The 19861-nt window shown below is 50.1% G+C and carries 14 protein-coding genes; 8 read left to right on the top strand and 6 right to left on the bottom strand.

Features of this window, described 5'->3' with window-relative positions; all coding sequences use genetic code 11:
• Positions 1-64: 64 nt before the first annotated feature.
• Positions 65-829 (bottom strand): hypothetical protein, encoded by a 765-nt coding sequence (locus DEF47_RS06010; protein ID WP_012190689.1) that lies wholly within the window; start codon positions 827-829, stop codon positions 65-67.
• Between the two features lie 168 nt (positions 830-997).
• Between DEF47_RS06010 and DEF47_RS06015 the strand changes: the two genes are divergently transcribed.
• The gene (locus DEF47_RS06015) at positions 998-3151 is read left to right on the top strand and encodes a DUF5107 domain-containing protein (RefSeq protein ID WP_012190690.1); all 2154 of its coding nucleotides are present in this window, start codon (positions 998-1000) and stop codon (positions 3149-3151) included.
• 316 nt (positions 3152-3467) lie between these two features.
• Positions 3468-4760 carry an aminotransferase class III-fold pyridoxal phosphate-dependent enzyme gene (locus DEF47_RS06020; protein ID WP_012190691.1) on the top strand — a complete coding sequence of 431 codons (1293 nt, stop codon included), beginning with the start codon at positions 3468-3470 and terminating at the stop codon, positions 4758-4760.
• Between the two features lie 126 nt (positions 4761-4886).
• Here DEF47_RS06020 and DEF47_RS06025 read toward each other — a convergent pair whose 3' ends face one another.
• Positions 4887-5714 carry an SDR family NAD(P)-dependent oxidoreductase gene (locus DEF47_RS06025; protein WP_012190692.1) on the bottom strand — a complete coding sequence of 276 codons (828 nt, stop codon included), beginning with the start codon at positions 5712-5714 and terminating at the stop codon, positions 4887-4889.
• 91 nt (positions 5715-5805) lie between these two features.
• A complete protein-coding gene (locus tag DEF47_RS06030) occupies positions 5806-8250 on the bottom strand; it encodes a tetratricopeptide repeat protein (RefSeq protein ID WP_012190693.1) in 2445 nt (814 codons plus the stop codon).
• Between the two features lie 131 nt (positions 8251-8381).
• Between DEF47_RS06030 and DEF47_RS06035 the strand changes: the two genes are divergently transcribed.
• Entirely contained in the window at positions 8382-8879 is a 498-nt protein-coding gene (locus DEF47_RS06035) for a hypothetical protein (RefSeq protein WP_012190694.1), read from the top strand.
• Positions 8880-8969: 90 nt separating this feature from the next.
• Here DEF47_RS06035 and DEF47_RS06040 read toward each other — a convergent pair whose 3' ends face one another.
• Positions 8970-9404, bottom strand: a complete 435-nt coding sequence (locus DEF47_RS06040) for a zinc-ribbon domain containing protein (RefSeq protein WP_012190695.1) — start codon at positions 9402-9404, stop codon at positions 8970-8972.
• A gap of 312 nt (positions 9405-9716) precedes the next feature.
• Between DEF47_RS06040 and DEF47_RS06045 the strand changes: the two genes are divergently transcribed.
• The 3 genes from DEF47_RS06045 (at position 9717) to DEF47_RS06055 (ending at position 14099) form a co-directional block, all read left to right on the top strand.
• Complete coding sequence (locus DEF47_RS06045) at positions 9717-10304, top strand: TetR/AcrR family transcriptional regulator (protein WP_012190696.1); 588 nt, start codon at positions 9717-9719, stop codon at positions 10302-10304.
• A 131-nt stretch (positions 10305-10435) separates the two neighbouring features.
• Positions 10436-12352, top strand: coding sequence for an STAS domain-containing protein (locus DEF47_RS06050; protein WP_012190697.1), 1917 nt, complete (start codon positions 10436-10438; stop codon positions 12350-12352).
• 94 nt (positions 12353-12446) lie between these two features.
• Positions 12447-14099 (top strand): VWA domain-containing protein, encoded by a 1653-nt coding sequence (locus DEF47_RS06055; RefSeq protein WP_012190698.1) that lies wholly within the window; start codon positions 12447-12449, stop codon positions 14097-14099.
• A gap of 60 nt (positions 14100-14159) precedes the next feature.
• Here the strand turns inward: DEF47_RS06055 and DEF47_RS06060 are convergent, their stop codons facing one another.
• Entirely contained in the window at positions 14160-16208 is a 2049-nt protein-coding gene (locus DEF47_RS06060) for a protein kinase domain-containing protein (RefSeq protein WP_012190699.1), read from the bottom strand.
• Positions 16209-16553: 345 nt separating this feature from the next.
• On the bottom strand, positions 16554-17261 hold the full coding sequence (locus tag DEF47_RS06065) for a hypothetical protein (RefSeq protein WP_012190700.1): 708 nt from the start codon (positions 17259-17261) through the stop codon (positions 16554-16556).
• A 340-nt stretch (positions 17262-17601) separates the two neighbouring features.
• Here DEF47_RS06065 and folP point away from each other — a divergent pair, with 340 nt between their 5' ends.
• Positions 17602-18858, top strand: a complete 1257-nt coding sequence (folP, locus tag DEF47_RS06070) for a dihydropteroate synthase (protein WP_012190701.1) — start codon at positions 17602-17604, stop codon at positions 18856-18858.
• A 3-nt stretch (positions 18859-18861) separates the two neighbouring features.
• Positions 18862-19782 (top strand): cytochrome c biogenesis CcdA family protein, encoded by a 921-nt coding sequence (locus DEF47_RS06075; RefSeq protein ID WP_012190702.1) that lies wholly within the window; start codon positions 18862-18864, stop codon positions 19780-19782.
• Positions 19783-19861: the final 79 nt, after the last annotated feature.

The raw sequence follows: 19861 nt of genomic DNA on the forward strand, positions 1-19861 counted from the left end.
CCCCTCTCCTACTGCGGCGGGAGAGGGGACGGGGTGAGGGCATGCACCCAAATCCATCATGTCGCTAACCTAAAACATATTGCGCCAAGGCTTTGTGCAATAAATTACGCAGCATCTGGCCAAAATGGCGATTCAGATCGGCTGGCAATAAGGCTAATTCTTTGGTCAGCGGCTGTGGTTGCCAGCCTTGAATCACCAACATCAAGGCCGCCTTCTGAAATTCAGTCAACACGGCTTTGGCTAAATCGCCGCCTAAGCACCAAACCTCAAATTTTTCTAAACCCTCAGCCGTTTGACGGTCATGCAAATCGACCAACGAATAAATATCAATATTCGTCCAGAGTGCCCCAGCCTTGGCTTGCTCCAAAAGATGTCCACCATGAAACACGATTAAATCGCGGAAACCCTCGCCCCCAGCCACACAAAACACCGCATCAAGCGCCGCCAATTGCTCAGGATGGCGTTTGGCAAAATGTTCAAGCGCCACTTCGATACTGCGCAGGTAGGCGGGCAAAACATACGGCTTGCTAGCTTGGGCATATTCAACAATCCGATGCGCCAAATTCGGCAATAATACTTCGCGCAAACTAGCCAACGCCGCCATAATTGCAGGCAATTGAGCAGCATCAAACGACGATTCAACCCCAATTGCGTTGATGCCTGGATAGATTGTCGCCAGATGTTCGCCATATTTTTTGGCATACACTGCATGCATGCCATGGCGTGGGCAGCCACCACGTTCGACTCCAGGCCCACGAAAATGCGCTCGGATCGGCGCAAACAGAATATAACTTGCTTGCAATTGTTCAGCAATCTGCAGATCGTTCATCGCAGCAGCCCCCTTTTGAGCATTCACACACTAGCCATACTATAGAGCATAATCGCCCCAAACCTGGCAGAGTTTTCAGATTTCTCAGGCCAACTTCAGCCGCAAACTATGGTTTTTGGCCCACCACAGCGCTATACTCACCATAGCTATTTGATGTTGGAGGGATTTATGTTTCGTCGAATAACTCTGAGTTTTTGCTTATTAATTGTCAGTTTGAGTTTCGTGCCCCAACGCCCAAGTTATGCTGCATTTACTGATGGTTTTGCCGATTCGGCCTTTCGCCAACGCTGGCAGCGTGCCGATCAAGCAGTGGCCGAAGGTCAAACCAGCCGTTCGTGGGTTTGGGGTCAAAACATCGGCCCACGAATAATCGAGCGCTATCAGCAATCGCCCCAAGCCAGCCGCCTCGTGCAATATTTTGATAAAGCTCGCATGGAAATTAGCCAGCCCGCTGCTGATCGTACCAGTGAGTGGTTTGCCACCAATGGTTTGTTGGTCGTTGAACTGATCAGCGGCCAGATGCAAACAGGCGATCAACGCTTCGAACCACGGACAGCAGCTAATGTGCCAATTGCTGGCGATCCTGCTAGCTCAAGCCCAACCTATGCTAGCCTTGCGCCAATCGCGACCACCAACGGCGATCATCGCAGCGAAAATCGCCAAGGCCAACGGATTAGCAGCCTGCTCGCGGCAAACGGCCAGATCAGCGATCAGCCAAATTTGGCAACTGCCAACACCACCATCGTGCAGTATGAAAGCGTCACGGGCCATAACGTGCCCAAAGTATTTTTCGATTTTCAGCAATCGTTAAGCACTGTAACCAATGTGTTAGGGACGTTTGGCTACCCAATCACCGAGGCATACTGGATCGACACAACGATTAACGGCCAAGCCCAACGCGTGCTATTCCAAGCTTTTGAACGCCGTGTGCTGACCTACAATCCCAATAATTCGGCGAATTGGCAAGTTGAAATGGGCAATGTGGGCAGTCATTACTATCGCTGGCGCTATACCACGCCAATGTATTATTTTCAGGATAGCAGCATTGCGGCTAAAGTTTCTGAGGCTGGCACATTGGCCATCAATACCGAAGGCTATCAGCCAGCGCTGGTCGATAGCCTACCCAACGATCCAATTTACCCCTACAAACGGATTGATCGCAGCAAAATCACAGGCTATCAACCCAAACATTATCGTTTGCTCAAGCTTGAAAATCGTTATGTCACGCTAACGATCTTACCAGAACTGGGCGGACGAGTTTATCAGCTGATCAACAAAGCTACAGGCCAGAACTTGCTCTATCAAAATCCGGTGATCAAAGCCAGTCATTTAGGTCAACGGGGTTGGTGGCTGGCCGCAGGTGGTATCGAATGGGCCGCCCCAACCGAGGAGCATGGCTACCTCGAATCCGAGCCATGGGATTATCGCTTGGAGCAAACCAACGAGGCCGCACGGGTGATCGTTTCAACAACCGAGCGCCACACTGGCATTCAAATTGAAATCACGATTGAGCTAACCAACGATAGCCAAATTGTGAATATGCGCGGCAATTATCGCAACCCAACTGCTAGCCCACAACCATTTCAATTTTGGATGAATGCCATGATCGCACCTGGCGGGATCAACCATTTGCAACGTAGCCTACATTTTGCCGTGCCAACCCAGCAGATGATTGTGCATGCAACGCAAGATGCAGCGCTGCCAGCACCACAACAAACGATCAGCTGGCCTACTTTCAATCAGCGTGATCTTAGTCGTTATGCCACCTGGAACGGCTACATTGGCCTCTTTGCCGCCGACAACCTGAGCGGAAAATGGGCTGGCGTGTACGATCCAGCGCTCAACCAAGGCTTGATGTTGGTTGATCTTGATCCAAACTTGCCTGGGATTAAAACCTTTGCCTTTGGCGACCAATTTGATCGCAGCCTCTATACGACCGATGGCAGCGATTATGCCGAACTATGGCATGGTGCACAAGCCACATTTTGGGATTACCCAAGCCTAGCCGCAGGCCAAAGTCGTTCGTTCGAGGCCCATTGGCTGCCCTTGCACGATTTGGGCGATTTGAGTGCGGGCAATCGTTATGGCGCGGTTGGCTTGCAAATCAGCAGCAACGGCAATGTGAGCGTGGCAATTCAGCCAAGCCAAGCCTTCGTTGCAACGCCAATTCGCATTAGCAAGGCAGGCCAAACGCTCTGGCAAGGCACGTTTGATCTCAAGCCGCAACAGCCACTACGGATTGAATTAACCCAAAATATTACGCGTGGCGAGCTGCTTGCAATCGAATGGGCTGGGCAAACTCAGCAAATCGTTGTTCCTTAGCAAAAATCTGTTTTTAACAACCACGAAGTTTATTTTTTGATCCACGAAGGACACGAAGGTTAGGTTCTTAGCCACGAATTGCACGAATAAGCTATGCATCCCTCATCCTTCATAATTCCCTTTGCGCCTCTGCGTTGAAACCTAGCCCCTGACCTGCAAAGAATCCGCAAGCTGGGGCTAGCTCAAAGATTTTGACAAACCAGCGCCGCTTCCGTATACTAGCGCTCAAATAAAATCTATTTAATCCGACTAAATTGATTTTATTCTACATAATCATATAACCAAACGTCGAGCATATATGGAAGGATCGAGCAGCATGAGTGCAGCACAACTGCCCAAGGTCAGCGGCGAAGCCCTAAATCTCACCAAATCGATGGAATTGTTAGTCCAAGCCGAAGCGATTGTTCCAGGAACAACCCAATCGTTGATGAAACGGCCTGAGCAATTTGCCTATGGTTCGTTTCCAGTTTTTATTGATCATGGCGATGGCGCGTTGGTAACCGATGTTGATGGCAATCAATATATCGATTTTATTTGTGGCTTGGGTGCAACCACCTTGGGTCACAACCATCTAGCAGTGGTCGAGGCAATTCGCAATAACTTGGATAAAGGGCTGATTCATTCGCTGCCCACCGAAGTTGAGCTACGCGCAACTCAAGCATTGATCGATATTATTCCGAATGCTGAAATGGCTCGCTTCTTCAAAACTGGGGCTGATGCCACTTCGGCTGCTGTGCGTTTGGCTCGCCACCTGACCAAGCGCGAACGGATTATCACGGTCGGCTACAATGGTTGGCACGACCATTTTATGTATTACACTCCTGGCGTGCCCGCAGTGCTCAGCCAATACACCGAACAAGTATCGTTGATGGCTCCCCACGAAAAGCCCAACTTGATCGCTGCCATCAACAACCATGGCGATCAATTGGCCGCCGTGTTGCTTTCAATGCCCTACAAACACTGCTTGGATGCTGAGTATTTGAACGAAGTTAAGGCTGCTTGTCATGCAGTTGGCGCATTATTTGTGCTCGATGAAGTGGTAACGGGCTTCCGCTTGGCGTTGGGTGGGGCGCAAGAATTCTATGGCGTTGATGCAGATTTCGTCTGTCTCTCAAAGGGCATCGCCGCAGGTATGCCACTTTCTGCGATTACTGGACCCAAAAAGCATCTCGAACGCTTATCCGATTTGCAAGTTTCAACCACCTTTGGCGGCGAAATGCTCTCGCTGGAAGTTTGCTACGAAGTGATTAACATCTATCGCAACACTAACTATTTTGAGCATGTGGCCAAGCTTGGTCAACGCTTGCGTGAAGGCGTGAACGCCAAAGCTGAGGCGCTTGGAGTGGCATTGCGCGTCTGTGGCTATGATGCAATTCCCTTCTTCTCCTTTGCACCTGATATGCCAACCCATGCTCGTTTGATGGAAGCCTTGTTGGGCACATTGGCCAAACGTGGAGTCATTTTGCGTCGCGATGTCAACTTCTTGACCAGCGCCCATACAGTTGAGCAAATTGATTTCACGATCGAGGCTGTCGCCCAAGGTTTACAAGAATTGCTTGATCGCGGCATTATCGAATCGACCAACGGCAAAGAACAAGCTGCTGGCTAAATTGATTGATCCACGAAGGACACGAAGGGCACGAAATTAAGGATTAGCGTTACTAAGAGCAATTCGCAATCTATAAAACAGAGGTGCAGGGGCTATTTTCCCTGCACCTTAAATATTTTAGATTAACTAAATCCCCATACCACCAGTTACCTCGAGAATTTCGCCGTTCACATAATTAGCCAAGCTCGAAGCTAAAAAGACCATCGGGCCAGCCGCTTCTTCCGGTGTACCAGCCCGCCCCATGGGATGAAACATGGTAATTCCAGCCATGAGATTTTCGGGCACACCAAGTTTAATCGCCTGATCGCCGCGTTGAATCGTCTCGCCCTGCTCTTTGGCAGCGGTCAAGCGAGTTTCAATAAAGCCATAGCAAACCGCATTGGTTTGGACATTAAAACGGCCCCATTCCTTGGCAAGAGTTTTGGTTAGGCCAATCACACCTGATTTAGCCGCCGAATAATTGACCTGCCCAGCATTGCCATACACGCCCGAAACCGAAGAAACATTGATAATTTTACGGGCTTTGGCCGCGCCATGAGCCTTAATTTCGGCTTTGGCGGTATCGCGCAAATAGGGAGCCGCTGCCCGAATCAGCCGAAAGGGAGCCGATAAATGCACATCGAGCATGGCTTGCCATTGGGCATCATCCATGGTGTGCAACACGCCATCCCACGTATAGCCAGCATTGTTGACCAATACATCTAAGCCGCCGAAGTGCTCCAAAGTGGCGGCAATTGCTTGCGGCGCAAATTCAGCACTGGTCACATCGCCAGCAAACGCTAAGGCTTGGCCGCCAGCAGCTTTTAATTCAGCCGCTAATTGCTCAACGGGCGCAGCATCCAAATCGCACAAGACTACCCGCGCCCCGTGTTGGCTAAACAATCGCGCTGCCGCCGCTCCAATCCCACGCCCAGCCCCAGTAATTAACGCCACTTTCTCGGCCAATAACGCCATTGTCTACCTCCAAAAACAGCTAGTATATGGAGATCATACTAAACCTTGGGCCAAAATGCCATTGAGCAATTGCTAATGCTTGTTTTAGGCGTTACTTCCATTGTTTAACGTGATCATCGTTGGTATGTTTGCCACTGGATCGTTTGGCTGCCGATTGGTCGAAGGCTTCTTGAATCGCTTGGACGGTTCGGGCATGGCTAGCACGAATCCGTTGGCTCGTCTGATGATTATCGCCAAAAACTTTTCGGCTAATGGTCAATGCCTGGGCATGCAACTCTAACGCTTCGCGGTATTGGCCGCGCCGCTCCAATGCCACCGCCAAATTTGCCATAGCAGTGATCGTATCGGCATGCTCTGGGCCAAACACCAATTCACGAATCGTCAGCGCCCGTTCATACAAGGCCTGCGCGTCAGTATAGCGTTTTTGTTCGATCAGCAATCCCGCCAGATCGTTCAGGCTAGAAGCAACGTCGGGATGTTCTGGCCCCAAGGCGGTTTCGCGAATTGCCAACGCCTGTTGATAGAATGGCAGAGCTTGTGAATATTTGCCTTGATGTTCCAACAAGCGGGCCAAACTGTTCAAACTTGCCGCAGTATCGGGATGCTCTGGCCCTAAAGTTTTTTTCCATACCTTCAGTGCTCGTTCCTGTAACACCTGCGATTCGGCATAGCGCCCTTCGCGCTCCAAGGCTACCGCCAGATTGTTGATACTAATCGCGGTATCGGGGTGCTCTGGGCCTAAGGCTGCTTCCCAAACTACCAATGCTTGTTCAAGCATCGCCAAGGCCTCGGCATTCTGTCCTTGTCGCCCTAAAGCCGAGGCCAGATTGTTCATACATCGCGCGGTATCAGGATGCTCTGGGCCAAAAGTGACATTCCAAATCCCCAAAACCTGCTCATACAAGGCCTGCGCCTCGGCATAGCGCATTTGCTCCAAACGAATACCTGCCAAATTATTCATCATGCGGGCAGTATTTTGATGCTCTGGCCCTAAGACCTTTTGCATAATCGCCAAGCCCCGTTCATACCAGCGCTCGGCCTCACCATAAACGCCACGCAAGTGCTCCCAATAGCCCAGACTATTACACAAACGCGCGACCCGTTCATCCTCACGCGCCAATGCTCGCACGGTCACATGGCGCAAATGTGGCTCAAGTGGCAGCATCTGCTTTGGCACACGCGTGGCACTAATTCGCACAGCATGCTCGTTAATTCGATATTCGGCCAGTTCGCGGATTTGTGCTGAGCCGCGATGAACCTGAACAACTTGCGCCAACAAACGATGCACAACCAGCGCCTCGCTCCCATCAATTAATCCACGTTGCTCCAACAATTGCAGCGCTGCGAGTGCAGTTTCAGCATTCGTTTCATCGGGAACAAAATCGAGCACAAGCTGACGGGGGATTGGCACACCTGGCGCACACCAAGCCGCACCATCCAACATATCTAAGGCCAACATCTCCAGTGCATTAGCCGAATCAAACTGGTGCAAACTGAGCATAAACGTCGCTTCAACATCTTGTTCATGGCGGGTTGGCGAGGGCAATCCCGCACCACCTTTGAGCGAATGATGAGTAACCGCCAAATCCTGGCGATATTGAGCAACACTCTGTTGATCATAAGTATTGAGGTAGCTGCCTGCAAGCTGCAAGGCCAACGGCAAATGCCCAAGATCGGCGGCAATTGCCTCGGCTTCAGCAGTTGTCAGGCGTGGGCAAAGCTGTTGTAGTAAGGCACGGCTTTCGGCAGGAGCCAAAACTCCAAGCCGAATCGCGCTCATCGTTGCTAATTGATTGCGGGCGGTCACCAACACCCGACAACCGCCCAACGTCGGCATCCAACGCTCAAGGATCACTGGATCTTCACAATTATCGAAAATGAGTAGGCGCGGCAGCGGCGCTTGCCATGCTGCTAAAACGTGTTGCACCTGGGCATCAAGCGTCAAACCTGTTGGATCGATCGCCAGCGCCTCGGCACATGCAGCAATTTGATTTTCAACCTGCTCAGGATCAGCGCAGTTGATCCAAAATACGCCGCCGTGGAAATAGCTGCCATAGCGATAGGCAAACTCAGTGACCAAGCTGGTTTTGCCAATTCCGCCAAGGCCAGTTGCCACGGCGGGCAGCACAATCGTAGGCTGAGCATGGCTAAGCGCGGCGGCCAGCGCCAACAATTCTTGCTCACGCCCAACAAACGTGCTACTTGATTCAAATGGTAGTCGCGAGGCCGCTGGTTGATCGGCACGCGGGGCAGGCACAGTTGTCAGTGGCAACGAGGCGACCGCCGCTAGCGCTACAACCAGCGGGTCAAGCGGCTCAGCCAGCTCAACAGCAATCGTCTGGCCTGCATACACGATTGTCGCATGGGATTGAGCGCTCGATTGATCAATTAGCAGCGATAAAGGAGCATCATCAAGTAGCGTTGGTTTACCTGCCAACATCGCACCAAACGCCGCTTCAATGGTCAGGCGATCAGCGGCAGGCGACACAGCAAGCACAGCATCAACGAGCAATCCAATTAGGGCTGGCATCTCCATAGGGAATCCTCACATCACGAGTAAGCGGGGGTCTCACTCTACAAAGATCCTTGTTGATCATATTTCTGGCATAATTTGACTAAAATTGAGCAATCATTCAACTAAATTACGAGAGCCAATGAGGTAAACCGATGGCAACAACCTTAGAACACTATGATCAGGCAGGTTTAGAACTTGAAGGCCAAATCTTTTACGAGCCAAATTGGTATTTGTTAAGGGTTGCGGCTGAAGCTCATGCCAGCCTATTGTATTTGGTCGAAACCGCCAATATTGCCTGCAAACCTGCTGCTCGTCCACATATTTCGGTGATCAAGGGCGAAGCTCCCAACCGCAACCAAGCCGATTGGGGCGTGGCATTTGTCGGCGAGACAGTCAGATTTCGCTATGTGCCAGTGCTACAAGCTGAAAACGGCCTACATTTATGGATTGATTGCCACAGCCCAGGCTTGTGCACGATTCGTGAACATTTTGGTTTGCCAACCTTGCGGCGCAACGATGGAGCTTATTTGGTCAATTTCCATCTGACGCTTGGCCGCCGCAAAAAAGCGGTTACGCCACAGCTGCGCCCGCAACTACGGTTATCGCCACAAAGCCATATTGATCTTGAAACTGGAATGCAACACCTGTGAAGAATACAAGATTGTGGTTAAAACAATTCAGCCGCCACAATTGGCGACTGAACGGCTGCCCCACCAAGATTTATACTACGCTACCCGACCCTACCAACGTGAAGAAGTTCGTTGCTTTTGAAAACAATCGCGGCAATAGACCGGACGGCCTTGAGTTGGCTTGAAAGGCACTGTCGTGGTACGCCCACACTCAGCACACACCGTATCGTACATTTCGCGTGAAGCTTGGCCAGCAGCATCGCGGCGATTGCCACCACCGAAGCTAGAACGCCCACCACCACCAAAACTATCGCGACCGCCATACTCGCGGCTGCGCTCGCGACCACCACCAAAACTGCTATCTCGGCTAAATGATGAGCGGCTACTTGGCTCGCTCCGCTGTTGTTTTTTGCTTTGACGACATTGAGTACAGCGACGTGGTTCGTTGGTAAAGCCTTTTTGTGCGTAAAACTCTTGTTCACCAGCAGTAAAAACGAAGTCATTCCCGCAATCGACACAGACGAGGGTTTTGTCGGTGAAACTCATAGGATTCCTTCCAAAAAAGGTTAAGACCAGATTTCGGGGTGAAAGGGTTCGGGTCAACGCAAAACTCAAGCGAGGAAGCCGATTGCGTGTGGGGCAGCAGAGCTACATTTGAGCTCGCGACCAAAACATTCACTTGCGGCCAGTATATCATAGCTAAAACGCTGTGCAAGCCACTTTTTAGGCAATTTTAGCCCTTCAGAATGGGCTAAAATCATTCTTTAGTTGCAATTTTTAGCGCTTGAGCCAGCATGGAGTTTTGCTATAATCAATCCAAGATCGCTAGATTGTCCAAATGTTCAAAGGAGCCAACGAGTGGCACGCACCGCCGATCCGCACCGCCGCGAAGCAATTCTCCGCGCTGCCCGCGAAATTTTTATGGAACAAGGCTATACCAAAGCCCGCATGCTCGATATTGCCGCCCGCGCCGAGATGGCTACTGGCACGCTTTATCTTTATTTTGATTCTAAGCAAACCCTCGCCATGGCGCTGGCTGATTCCGTTTTAGAGGGTTTGACCGAGGTGATTTTGCCGATTTTGGCGCTTGAATCAACCCCAACCATGATTCGCGCATGCGTGCAAACGGCGATTCGCTTTTCGCTGCAACATACCGATTTATTTCGCTTGTTGGGGCTAGAAGCTGGCTTGAGTATCGAGGTTGAACACCAACAGCCTGCTCGCCTCCGTTTGCACGCCCTGCTGGCCGAAGCACTAGCTCAACGCATGCAGCAAGGCACAATCTATACCTATCAACCACTGGCTTTGGCCGAAATTCTGGCGGGCTTGATTGAATGGGTTGTGACCATGGCCATGATTCGCGGTGAAAGCGATGTCAGCCATTACGAACCAACCTTATTGCAATTTATTGAGCAGGCCTTACTACCACCAAACCCAACCCACTAACCTAGCGCGTTTCAAGCTACGACAACGCCTCAAGCCCAGCCAAATAGGGGATGCAAAGTCCTACTGCACAAAAATATCCAGATATGCTATGATAAGGTGCAACCACACCTCAGCCATTAGGTATCCGAACCATGCGTGCATTCTTTACTCCAGCCACATGGCTGATGAAACGCCTAACCTATCCCCAAAAATTTGGGTTATTGAGCTTGGTTTTCGCCATTCCATTAACCTTTTTGCTGAGTGCCCAATTAACTGAAATTCAACGCCAAATTAATTTCACGCGGAGCGAACTAACTGGCACAACCTACCTGCAACCGCTACGTGAAATTTTGCAAGATATTATCGAGCAACAATTAATCGCCGAGCAATATCTTGGTGGCGATCAAGCATTTTTAACCCCACTTTTGCTTAAAAACGAAGAGCTTGCCCAACATCTTGAGACATTTAAAGCCTTCGATTTACAATATCAGGATCGTTACGATACCCAAACGCAAGTCACAATTCTTTTTAATGAATGGGAGCGGCTGCAAGCTCAATTAACCTTACGCAGTGTTCCCGATAGTAATGCCGCCCACGATCGGCTAATTCAGGCGGTTCGCGCATGTATGCAGCGTATCGGTGATCAATCAGGCTTAATTCTCGACCCAAACATTGATAGCTATTATTTAATGAATGCCTTGATTGAAACCTTGCCAGCCCATCAAGCTGCTACTGCGCGGGTTGCTGGCGCTGGTGGTAATGCAATCACTCGTGGCACGGTCAGCAGCGAAGAAAAAAACACGCTGACGGTCGTCAATAGCCAACTCCAAGAAACCAATACCAAAATTAACTATAGCTTAGGCGTAGTATTTAGCAATAATGAAAGCTTACGTCCATTACTAGAAAGTGCAGTCCGCACCTTTATTCAGGCGACTGAAGAATTAAGCTTCCAAATTATTTTGCAAGTGATTCGCGTTGAAACTCCAACGATTGATCCAAGCATTTTTCGCCAAGAAACTGAGCGCACCCTCAATGCAAGCTTTAGCCTATGGGATCAAACATCAATTCAGCTTGATAATGTGCTCAACCAGCGTATTGGCCAAGCTCAAAATCGTCGAATCTTTTTCATCAGCCTGATTACGATTCTTGTCTTAGTGGCAGTATATCTCTTCCTTGGCTTCTATCGCGCAGTAATGGATACAGTTCGCGCTTTTCAACAGGCAGCTGGCAGTATGCTAAGCTCAAATACCTTGAGCAATGTAGCAATTGATACCCGCGATGAATTAGGCCAAGTTGCAACGTCGTTTAACTCAATCGCCAGCGCCATGGTCGAATCGAGCAGCCAACGCCAAGCCATCGTTGATCACGCTGCCGAAGCAATTATTACCTACGATCAACAAGGCATTATTCGCTCAGCCAATCGCGCTGCCGAACGCATTTTGGGCCGCAACGTCGATCAACTAAATATTGCCGAAGTGCTGGGAGTCGAATTAGCCAACATCCAACAACAAACCACGACCTATGAGTTTGATGTACGCTTACCAACCAATGAGATTCAACCGGTTGAAATGGTGTTGGGCACAATGCAGCTCGGCGAGCAGCAACTCTGGATCGCCTTCCTGCGTGATATTCGCATCCGCCGCCGCACAGAGCAAGAACGCAATCGGCTGCAAGATGAGATTATTCGTGGCCATGCCGCCGTGCTCGCTCGCCTGAGTGCTCCATTAATTCCGCTCAGCGATAATGTGGTAGTCATGCCGTTGGTCGGGGCGCTTGATGGTGAACGTTTACAGCAAATTACCAATAATTTGCTCGAAGGATTGTCGAACCAACGGGCGCGGGTGGCCTTGCTCGATATGACGGGCGTACCAAATGTTGATCGTGAAGTTGCCAGCCGTTTGTTACGTGCCGCCCAAGGCATTCGCTTACTTGGCGCAGACCTCATTTTGACCGGAATTCAGCCCGATGTGGCCCAAGCATTAATCAGCGTGGGCGGCGATCTCAGCGACCTCCAGACCTACCCCACCTTGCAACAAGGTATTCGGATGGTGCTGCGCAACCTAGCGTAACCCCAGCCATCCAATCCACGTACCAGCAACGAACCTATCTTAACGCCTCACAAAGCGCTACAATAGAGCTTGACAGTTTAAGGAGAATAAGCTTATGCAACGCTTCTTCCGTAGTTTTCTAATCGTTATTATGCTGGTGCTTGCAGCTTGTGGCGAGGCAGCCCAACCTACCACCACCACTAACCAAACCAGCGGGCCAGTTGTAGGCGCAAATGATCTACTGATTAGCATCACCTACAGCCCAGAGAAAACCAAATGGCTTGAAGAACGCATCACCACTTTCAACAACCAAAATGTGCAATCCAACGGCAAACGGGTCATCGTTGAGGGCAAAGAGCTTTCCTCAGGCACAGCCCGCACTCAAATTCGCGCTGGCCAACTTCAGACAACAATCTGGACACCTTCGGCCTCTACCTGGCTGGAAGTGTTGAAGAAAGAAAGTAATAATCCCACGATTGCCGAAGCCGATCCTCAATCGTTAGTGCTCACACCAGTGGTTATTTCGATGTGGAAACCAATGGCCGAAGCCATGGGCTACCCGGGCAAAGAGGTAGGCTGGTCGGATATGTTGGCGCTGATTCAGGATACCGAGGGCTGGGGCAAATTCGGTCAACAAGATTGGGGCCGCTTCTCGTGGGGCCACACCGACCCCGACATTAGCACCACCGCGCTTTCAACCGTGCTGGCTGAGTTGTATGCAGCCAACGGCAAAACCAGCGATTTGACGGTCGAAGACATCAATCAAGAAAAAAGCCAACAATTTTTGCGTGATTTAGCCCAAGGCATCAAGCACTATGGCTCAAATACCTTGGTGTTCAGCCAAAACATGCAAAAATATGGCATGGCCTATATTTCAGCCTTTCCGATGGAAGAAATTACCCTGATTGATTTCAACAAACAGGCTCCCAATGTCCCGTTAGTGGCAATCTATCCCAAAGAAGGCACGTTTATTCACGATAATCCCTTTATTGTGATGAGCGATGCAACTGCCGACCAAAAAGCTGCTGCCAGCGTTTTCTATGATTTCTTGCTTACGCCTGAAAGTCAAAATTTGGCCATGCAGCAAGGTTTTCGGCCAGCGAACGTTGATGTAGCGTTGGCATCACCATTAACTGCCCAATTCGGCGTAGATCCCAATCAACCACGGAATTCGTTGGCAACCCCACCAGCCGATGTGATTGTGGCTGCCAAAAATGCTTGGGCTAATAATCGCAAGCCCGCCAATATTATGTTGGTGGTCGATAGCTCTGGCTCGATGCGCGACGACGACAAGATGGATCAAGCCAAACTTGGGGTTGAGGTGTTTCTCAATCGCTTGCCAAGCAAAGATAACGTCGGCATGATCGGCTTCTCATCAAGCCCAGCCGTGTTGGTGCCATTGGCAACTCGTAGCGAAAACATGGCTAATTTGCAAATGCAAACCCAAGGACTCGTGCCCGATGGCAACACCTCGCTCTACGATGCGATCGATTTGGCTCGTCAGGAATTGGAAAACCTCAAACAACCTGATCGGATTAACGCGATTGTGGTGCTAAGCGATGGTGCTGATACGGCCAGCCAGCTTTCAATCGATCAAATGCTCGGTAATTTTGGCGAATCGAGCATTCAAATCTTCCCGATTGCCTATGGTGCTGATGCTGAAACTTCAATTTTGCAACAAATTGCCGATTTCTCCCGCACCGAGTTGGTTCAAGGTAGCACTGGCGATATTGATAAAATCTTCGAAAATTTGAGCCGCTACTTCTAAAAATAAGCGCGGTGGGGTTGGAATCAACCCCACCGCGCTTATTTAGCCGAACTAGTTGCCCTAGTAAACAAAGATAATAAAGATAAAGGTGATCACGAAGGCAGCCGCTAGCAAGCCAACTCCCAGCCAACTCATAATTCGCGACCAATCGCGGAATACTCGCGACTCTTCTTCGCTAATGCTATTTTTGAAGCCGAGCAAATGCAAGGTAAACAGATCGCTTGGCAATTCGCCTGGCTCTTCGACGATCACTGGCACACTGGGCGTATCTGCGTCGTTATCATCATTATAGAGCTTGACCACATCGCCATCATCAAGCTGTTGGCCGATTGAAAATTGCAGCTTGGTGACAGGCACCATATGCGCCACCAATCGCGCCAAAACGATCCGCTTATCTTTAGTAACTTCAGTCATGGCTTTTTCAACCAAGCTATCAAGTTTGGGAATTAACGCCCATTCTTTGGGAATCATGCTGAGCGTATAATTACAGACCTCGACTGCTTCGCTTTGCAACACAGCCTCATCAACCGCTGGTAAATCATCGTTGATCTGCCAGGTTTGCGGAATCCGTTGCCAATTGAAGGCTTTGCGCTTGACGATCATGCCAATCCCCTGACAATCGGGGCAAACCAAATAGCCTTTACCTTTACAATCGCTACAGGTTTGAACTTCGTTTTCAACAACTTGGGTTGGGGTTTGCACCTTATTGCCATTGGCATCGGTCACGTCAACCATCTTTTCGACAGTTTTGGTGATGGTTACCCGACCGTTGCCTTTACATTTTTGGCATAAGATGTTGCATTTGCCAGCACAACGCCCACATTGGCTGACCTGTTCCGAGCCTTTGATCCGATCAACCAAGCCTTCGGAAGCGACGAAATCGGTGATCTCAGGCAGCTTAACCTCCCAAACCCCCAGCTCCATATCGCCGGTCATGGGTTGGCGTTCACGATCAGCCTCTTGCTTAACAAAAGCTTCGCCGCGCACTTCATACAGCACATCAAGCTTGTAATAATAGATATTTTGGCTTTGCACGCGATAGAAGGTTGCTAAGCGGCCAATGTTACGGCGGCGAAAGCGTTCGCCCATGCTCCAAGCTTCCAGCAAATTGACCAAATGCTCAGGCTGGCTCAAAATCGCGGCCCGGCGATGGGCACGTTTGATGTGTTCGGCTTTCAGGTGTGGACCAAGATATTCTTCGACGGCGTTTGGTTGGAGACCTTCCGCTTGGAAGGATGGGGCTAGATAGAGCGAGTGGCGCTGCACAGAGACGCTCCCTTCACTGGTAGTCAAGGCAGGATGCTCCGAAAAAATCCGACGTAGCGCCGCACTCGCTTCGGCCACTGTCCGATAGCGCTGAGCGGGATCAACCGATAACAATTTGGCAAGTATCGGGTCGATGTCAGGCGAAAGACCAACTAACGTCGAGATGGATGGAAACGGTTGAACATGCTCAGGGTCGGCATAATCCAGCGGGTCGGCCCATGGCAAACGGCCAGCCAACATCGCATATAAAATCAAACCAAGCCCAAAAATATCGGATTGAGCATTGACTTCGCGTGCTCCACGCAGATGCTCAGGCGAGAAATAGCCAGGTGTGCCCATAACCACACGATTGGTCGTGTTGCTGTGGGTTTGCTCCGAGCGGGCAATCCCAAAATCGCAGAGCATGGCCTGCTGTAAACCCTGATCAAACAAAATGTTGCCAGGCGAAACATCACGATGAATAATGCCTTGGCTATGGGCAAAATCCAAAGCCTCGCCAATTTGGTAAAACACGCTGAGCGCTAGATCAGGGCTGAGCCGTTGTTGCGGAGCGGTTTCGAGCATACGCTTCAACGAACCACCCAGCGCTGCCGCCATCACCGTATAGGCAAATGGCCCTTGCATCCCATGATCATAAATTTCGATAATTTGGGGATGGCGCAGCTTGCTGGTGATTTCGGCCTCACGCTGAAAACGCTCAACCAGCTCCTCGGTATGATTAAGCAACACCTTAATTGCCACTTGGCGCGGCAAGGCCCGATGCTGACCAAGAAAAACTGCTGCAACCCCTCCCCGATCTAGTTCACGCTCAATCGTATAGTTGCCAAACGTTCGAGGTAGCACGATCCGGCTCCTGTTCAGCAGACAGCTTCAAAAACTCAATCCAAGCGCAGATTATAGCATAGCCGTCACACATGTGGGGGAGGAGCGCAAAAGGCAAAAGGCAGAAGGCAAAAATCAAAAGGAGGGATGAGGGATAGAACAAAGATGTAATGGTTTATCGCGTTAACAACAGCCAGTATGCCCTCACCCCAACCCCTCTCCCACTGCGGCGGGCGAGGGGCGATTTTAGCTTATCGGTTCCCCCTCGCCTCGCGTGCGGGAGAGGGGGCTAGGGGGTGAGGGAACGATGACCGCTGTTAATGCCATAAACCATTACCGATAGCCTATAGCCAGTAGCCAATAGCCCTACTTGGTGCTGGTTGGCGTGGCGGTCACGGGAATGGGCGTGCCATCAAGATTAGCCCATTGGTAGGTTTCAAGATTGAATAAAACTTCATAGTGATCGCCCACCGAAATGACCAAATAGGGCGAGAGTTCCTGCACGATGGTTAATGCATTTGTATTTGAAGGAAGCAAATATCTGCCCATTGGTATATCGTTTTCAACGACCCCAATAGAGCCACCCACGATTTTATTATTGGCAGCTTTATTCCGGATCCCATGGCCATAAACCACAAAGTCTTTATTGTTAATCACGCCATGCCAGCAATTCGTGACAAATATTGCTGGCCCAGGCTCATCGGTTGTGCATTCAAGATGCGCAAACAAGCGATATTCCCTAGTTGGCGATGGGGTTACGGGTTCGTATGTAGGCCATGGGGGTGCAGTAGAGGGCAGCTCTGCAAGGCTCGTCGCCGTTTTATCAGCAAGGTATTGTTCGAAGGCTAAATACTCAGCTTCTTTAGTCGCGCCTTCTACTATAGCAGTTTGATCAAGGATCGTGGCGGTAAGATCAACGGTGGTAGTAGGCACAACAACAGCGGTGATTGGCTGATTTCGACTCTCTTGAGGGCGAAGAATCGGTTCGGTATTTGGCAAACTGGTTCGACCACAGGCCGCAACCGAGAGACTTCCAAAGACCATAAAGCTTACAACTATTCGGTAATGTTTCATCTGCAATCTCTCCAAACTCATTCCAATTCAATGATATGCTAGCACGCCAGCATTGGAGTAGGCAATGACAGGAAGCTGAAACATCAAAAGGCAGAATGATCAATGAGAGAACTAGGCTTTGGGCTTGGTGCTATCAGAGATTGGTTGGAAATGCCAACAATTGTTCCGCTAGCCAATAGCCTAAAACCCTACTTCGTGCCCTTCGTGTCCTTCGTGGATCACCATCGCTATTGCTGATTGGGCAGAATGCGGATTAACCCTTAAAATCAGCTATTGAACTGAGTCGCACGCAACGACATATCAGCTAGAATAGCCATGGCTTAGCACGAAAGATTGAATCATGCCTGAATTTGCCTATAACATCCGTCAATATTATCCTCAGCAACGCCAAGAACTGTTGCAGATGATCGCCCAAATTGAAACCTATCCCAATGCTGCTGAGCGCGTATTGACCAAAGCCAACTTGATTATGCTGCATTGCGATCAGGTTGATCCACATACGGCCATGATTGTGAAGCAAGAATTATTGGCGCTCGATGGCGATGCCTTGGTTAGCCCACACGTCTATCTGGGCCAAAGCACGCAGCCAACCAATCTGCTGGCGTGGGCCAATGAACGCTCGTGGCGAGCCTTATGTGGCAAGTTTCAAGCGATTCCTTTACCTGCCTTGCAAGCCTTAGCCCAACAAATTGGCGCGTTGCTGTTGCATAATCAAGCACGAGGCAGCCTCAAACTTGGCGCAACTCAATGGGATTGGGGTCGAAAAACCTTGGTGATGGGCATTGTCAATGTTACACCCGATTCTTTCTCTAACGATGGATTGCTTGAGGTCGGAACCAGCCAGATTCAGCAGCAAGCGCTTGAGTTTGCCGCAGCTGGAGCCGATATTTTGGATGTTGGCGGTGAATCGACGCGGCCTGGAGCCAGCAGTGTCAGTATCGCACAGGAGATTGCGCGGGTTGTGCCAGCGATTCAAGCGATTCGTCACGTTTGCCAATTGCCAATTTCGATTGATAGCTACAAAGCTGAGGTTGTGGCGGCTGCGCTTGAAGCTGGTGCAAATGTGGTTAATGATATTTGGGGTTTGCGCCAAGCCGATGGTAGTTGGAATACGGCACTGGCGCAGTTGGTGGCACAAGCAAACGTGCCAATTATTTTGATGCACAATCGAGTCAGCACGGTTGAGCAATTTGCCCATGGCACAAATTACGCTGCTAGCGACTATGGCGATATTATCGGCGAAGTTTGTGCCGAATTACGCCAAAGCATCGATTTCGCCCTGCAAGCGGGCATTGCCAACGATTTAATTGTGCTTGATCCAGGCATTGGTTTCGGCAAAAGCCCTGAACAAAATCTACAAGTATTACGTCAACTACGGACAATTGCAAGCTTAGGCTACCCGTTGTTGGTTGGCACTAGCCGAAAATCCATGATTGGGATAACATTAAACCGACCTGTTGATCAACGCCTGTGGGGCACAGCCGCCACCGTGGCCTATGCAATTCAGGCAGGAGCCGATATTGTGCGGGTGCACGATGTTGCGGCAATGGTCGATGTTTGTCGAATGACCGACGCTTTAGTTCGTCACGAAGGATAGAATATGCAACAAGCGCAAACACAGCGCCAACCCTCCCGACTGTTTACCATGGCTATCATTGGGCTAGCCGTGTTTGTGGTAGCCGCAATTTTGCTGATTGGGGTCGCTCAAGGTGGACAAAATGTGATCACTTTGGCGGTTCCAGCCTTTATGGCGGGAGTTTTATCGTTTTTATCGCCCTGTACCTTGCCCGTGCTACCAGCCTATTTCGCTTGGACGTTTGGAATCAATAGTGCTGGTGATGAAAGCCTGGCGCAAAAACGCCAACGTACAATTATCTCATCGTTGGCCTTTTTTGCGGGCTTGGCAACCACGATGGTGGTGTTGGGTATGGCGATTACGGCCACTAGCCAAGCCATTCGCGGCATTTCATCCAACAAAGATTTGTTCGCCCAAATTGGCGGGGTAATTATCATTGTCATGGGTGTGATGAGCATTTTTGGGATTGGCTTCACCGGAGCGAATATCAAACGTAGCTCCAGCGCCACCGTTGGCAGTGCATATCTGTATGGATTAACCTTTGCGCTGGGCTGGACGGCTTGTATTGGGCCAATTCTTGGGGCAATTTTGACCCTGTTGATTTCAACCGGAGCTTCGATTATTGCTGGCGCAACCTTGACCTTTATCTATGTGCTTGGCTTGGCTTTGCCCTTGATGATCGTAGCGACCTTCTTCAACAAACTTGGCCAAGGCTCCAAGGGCTGGAAGCTTCTGCGTGGGCGGGCTTTGGAGTTCAACATTGGCAAGCGCGTCGTGATTTTGCACTCCACCAGCGTGATCAGCGGTATTTTGTTGATTGCCGTGGGGATTTTGCTGGTAACTGGACAAATGAGCACATTGAATGATATTGCCCTCGATAACCCCATTAGCAAATGGGCCAACAATGTGCAATACGATATTCAAACCTTTTTTACTGGCGAGTAGGCAGTTATCTTCACCATTCAAGGGTAGGTAATTAACAAACATCATTAACATTAATCGGCGATCACCACCCTTCCGTCCC

The organism is Herpetosiphon sp., from assembly GCF_003512625.1.
Lineage (GTDB): Bacteria > Chloroflexota > Chloroflexia > Chloroflexales > Herpetosiphonaceae > Herpetosiphon > Herpetosiphon aurantiacus.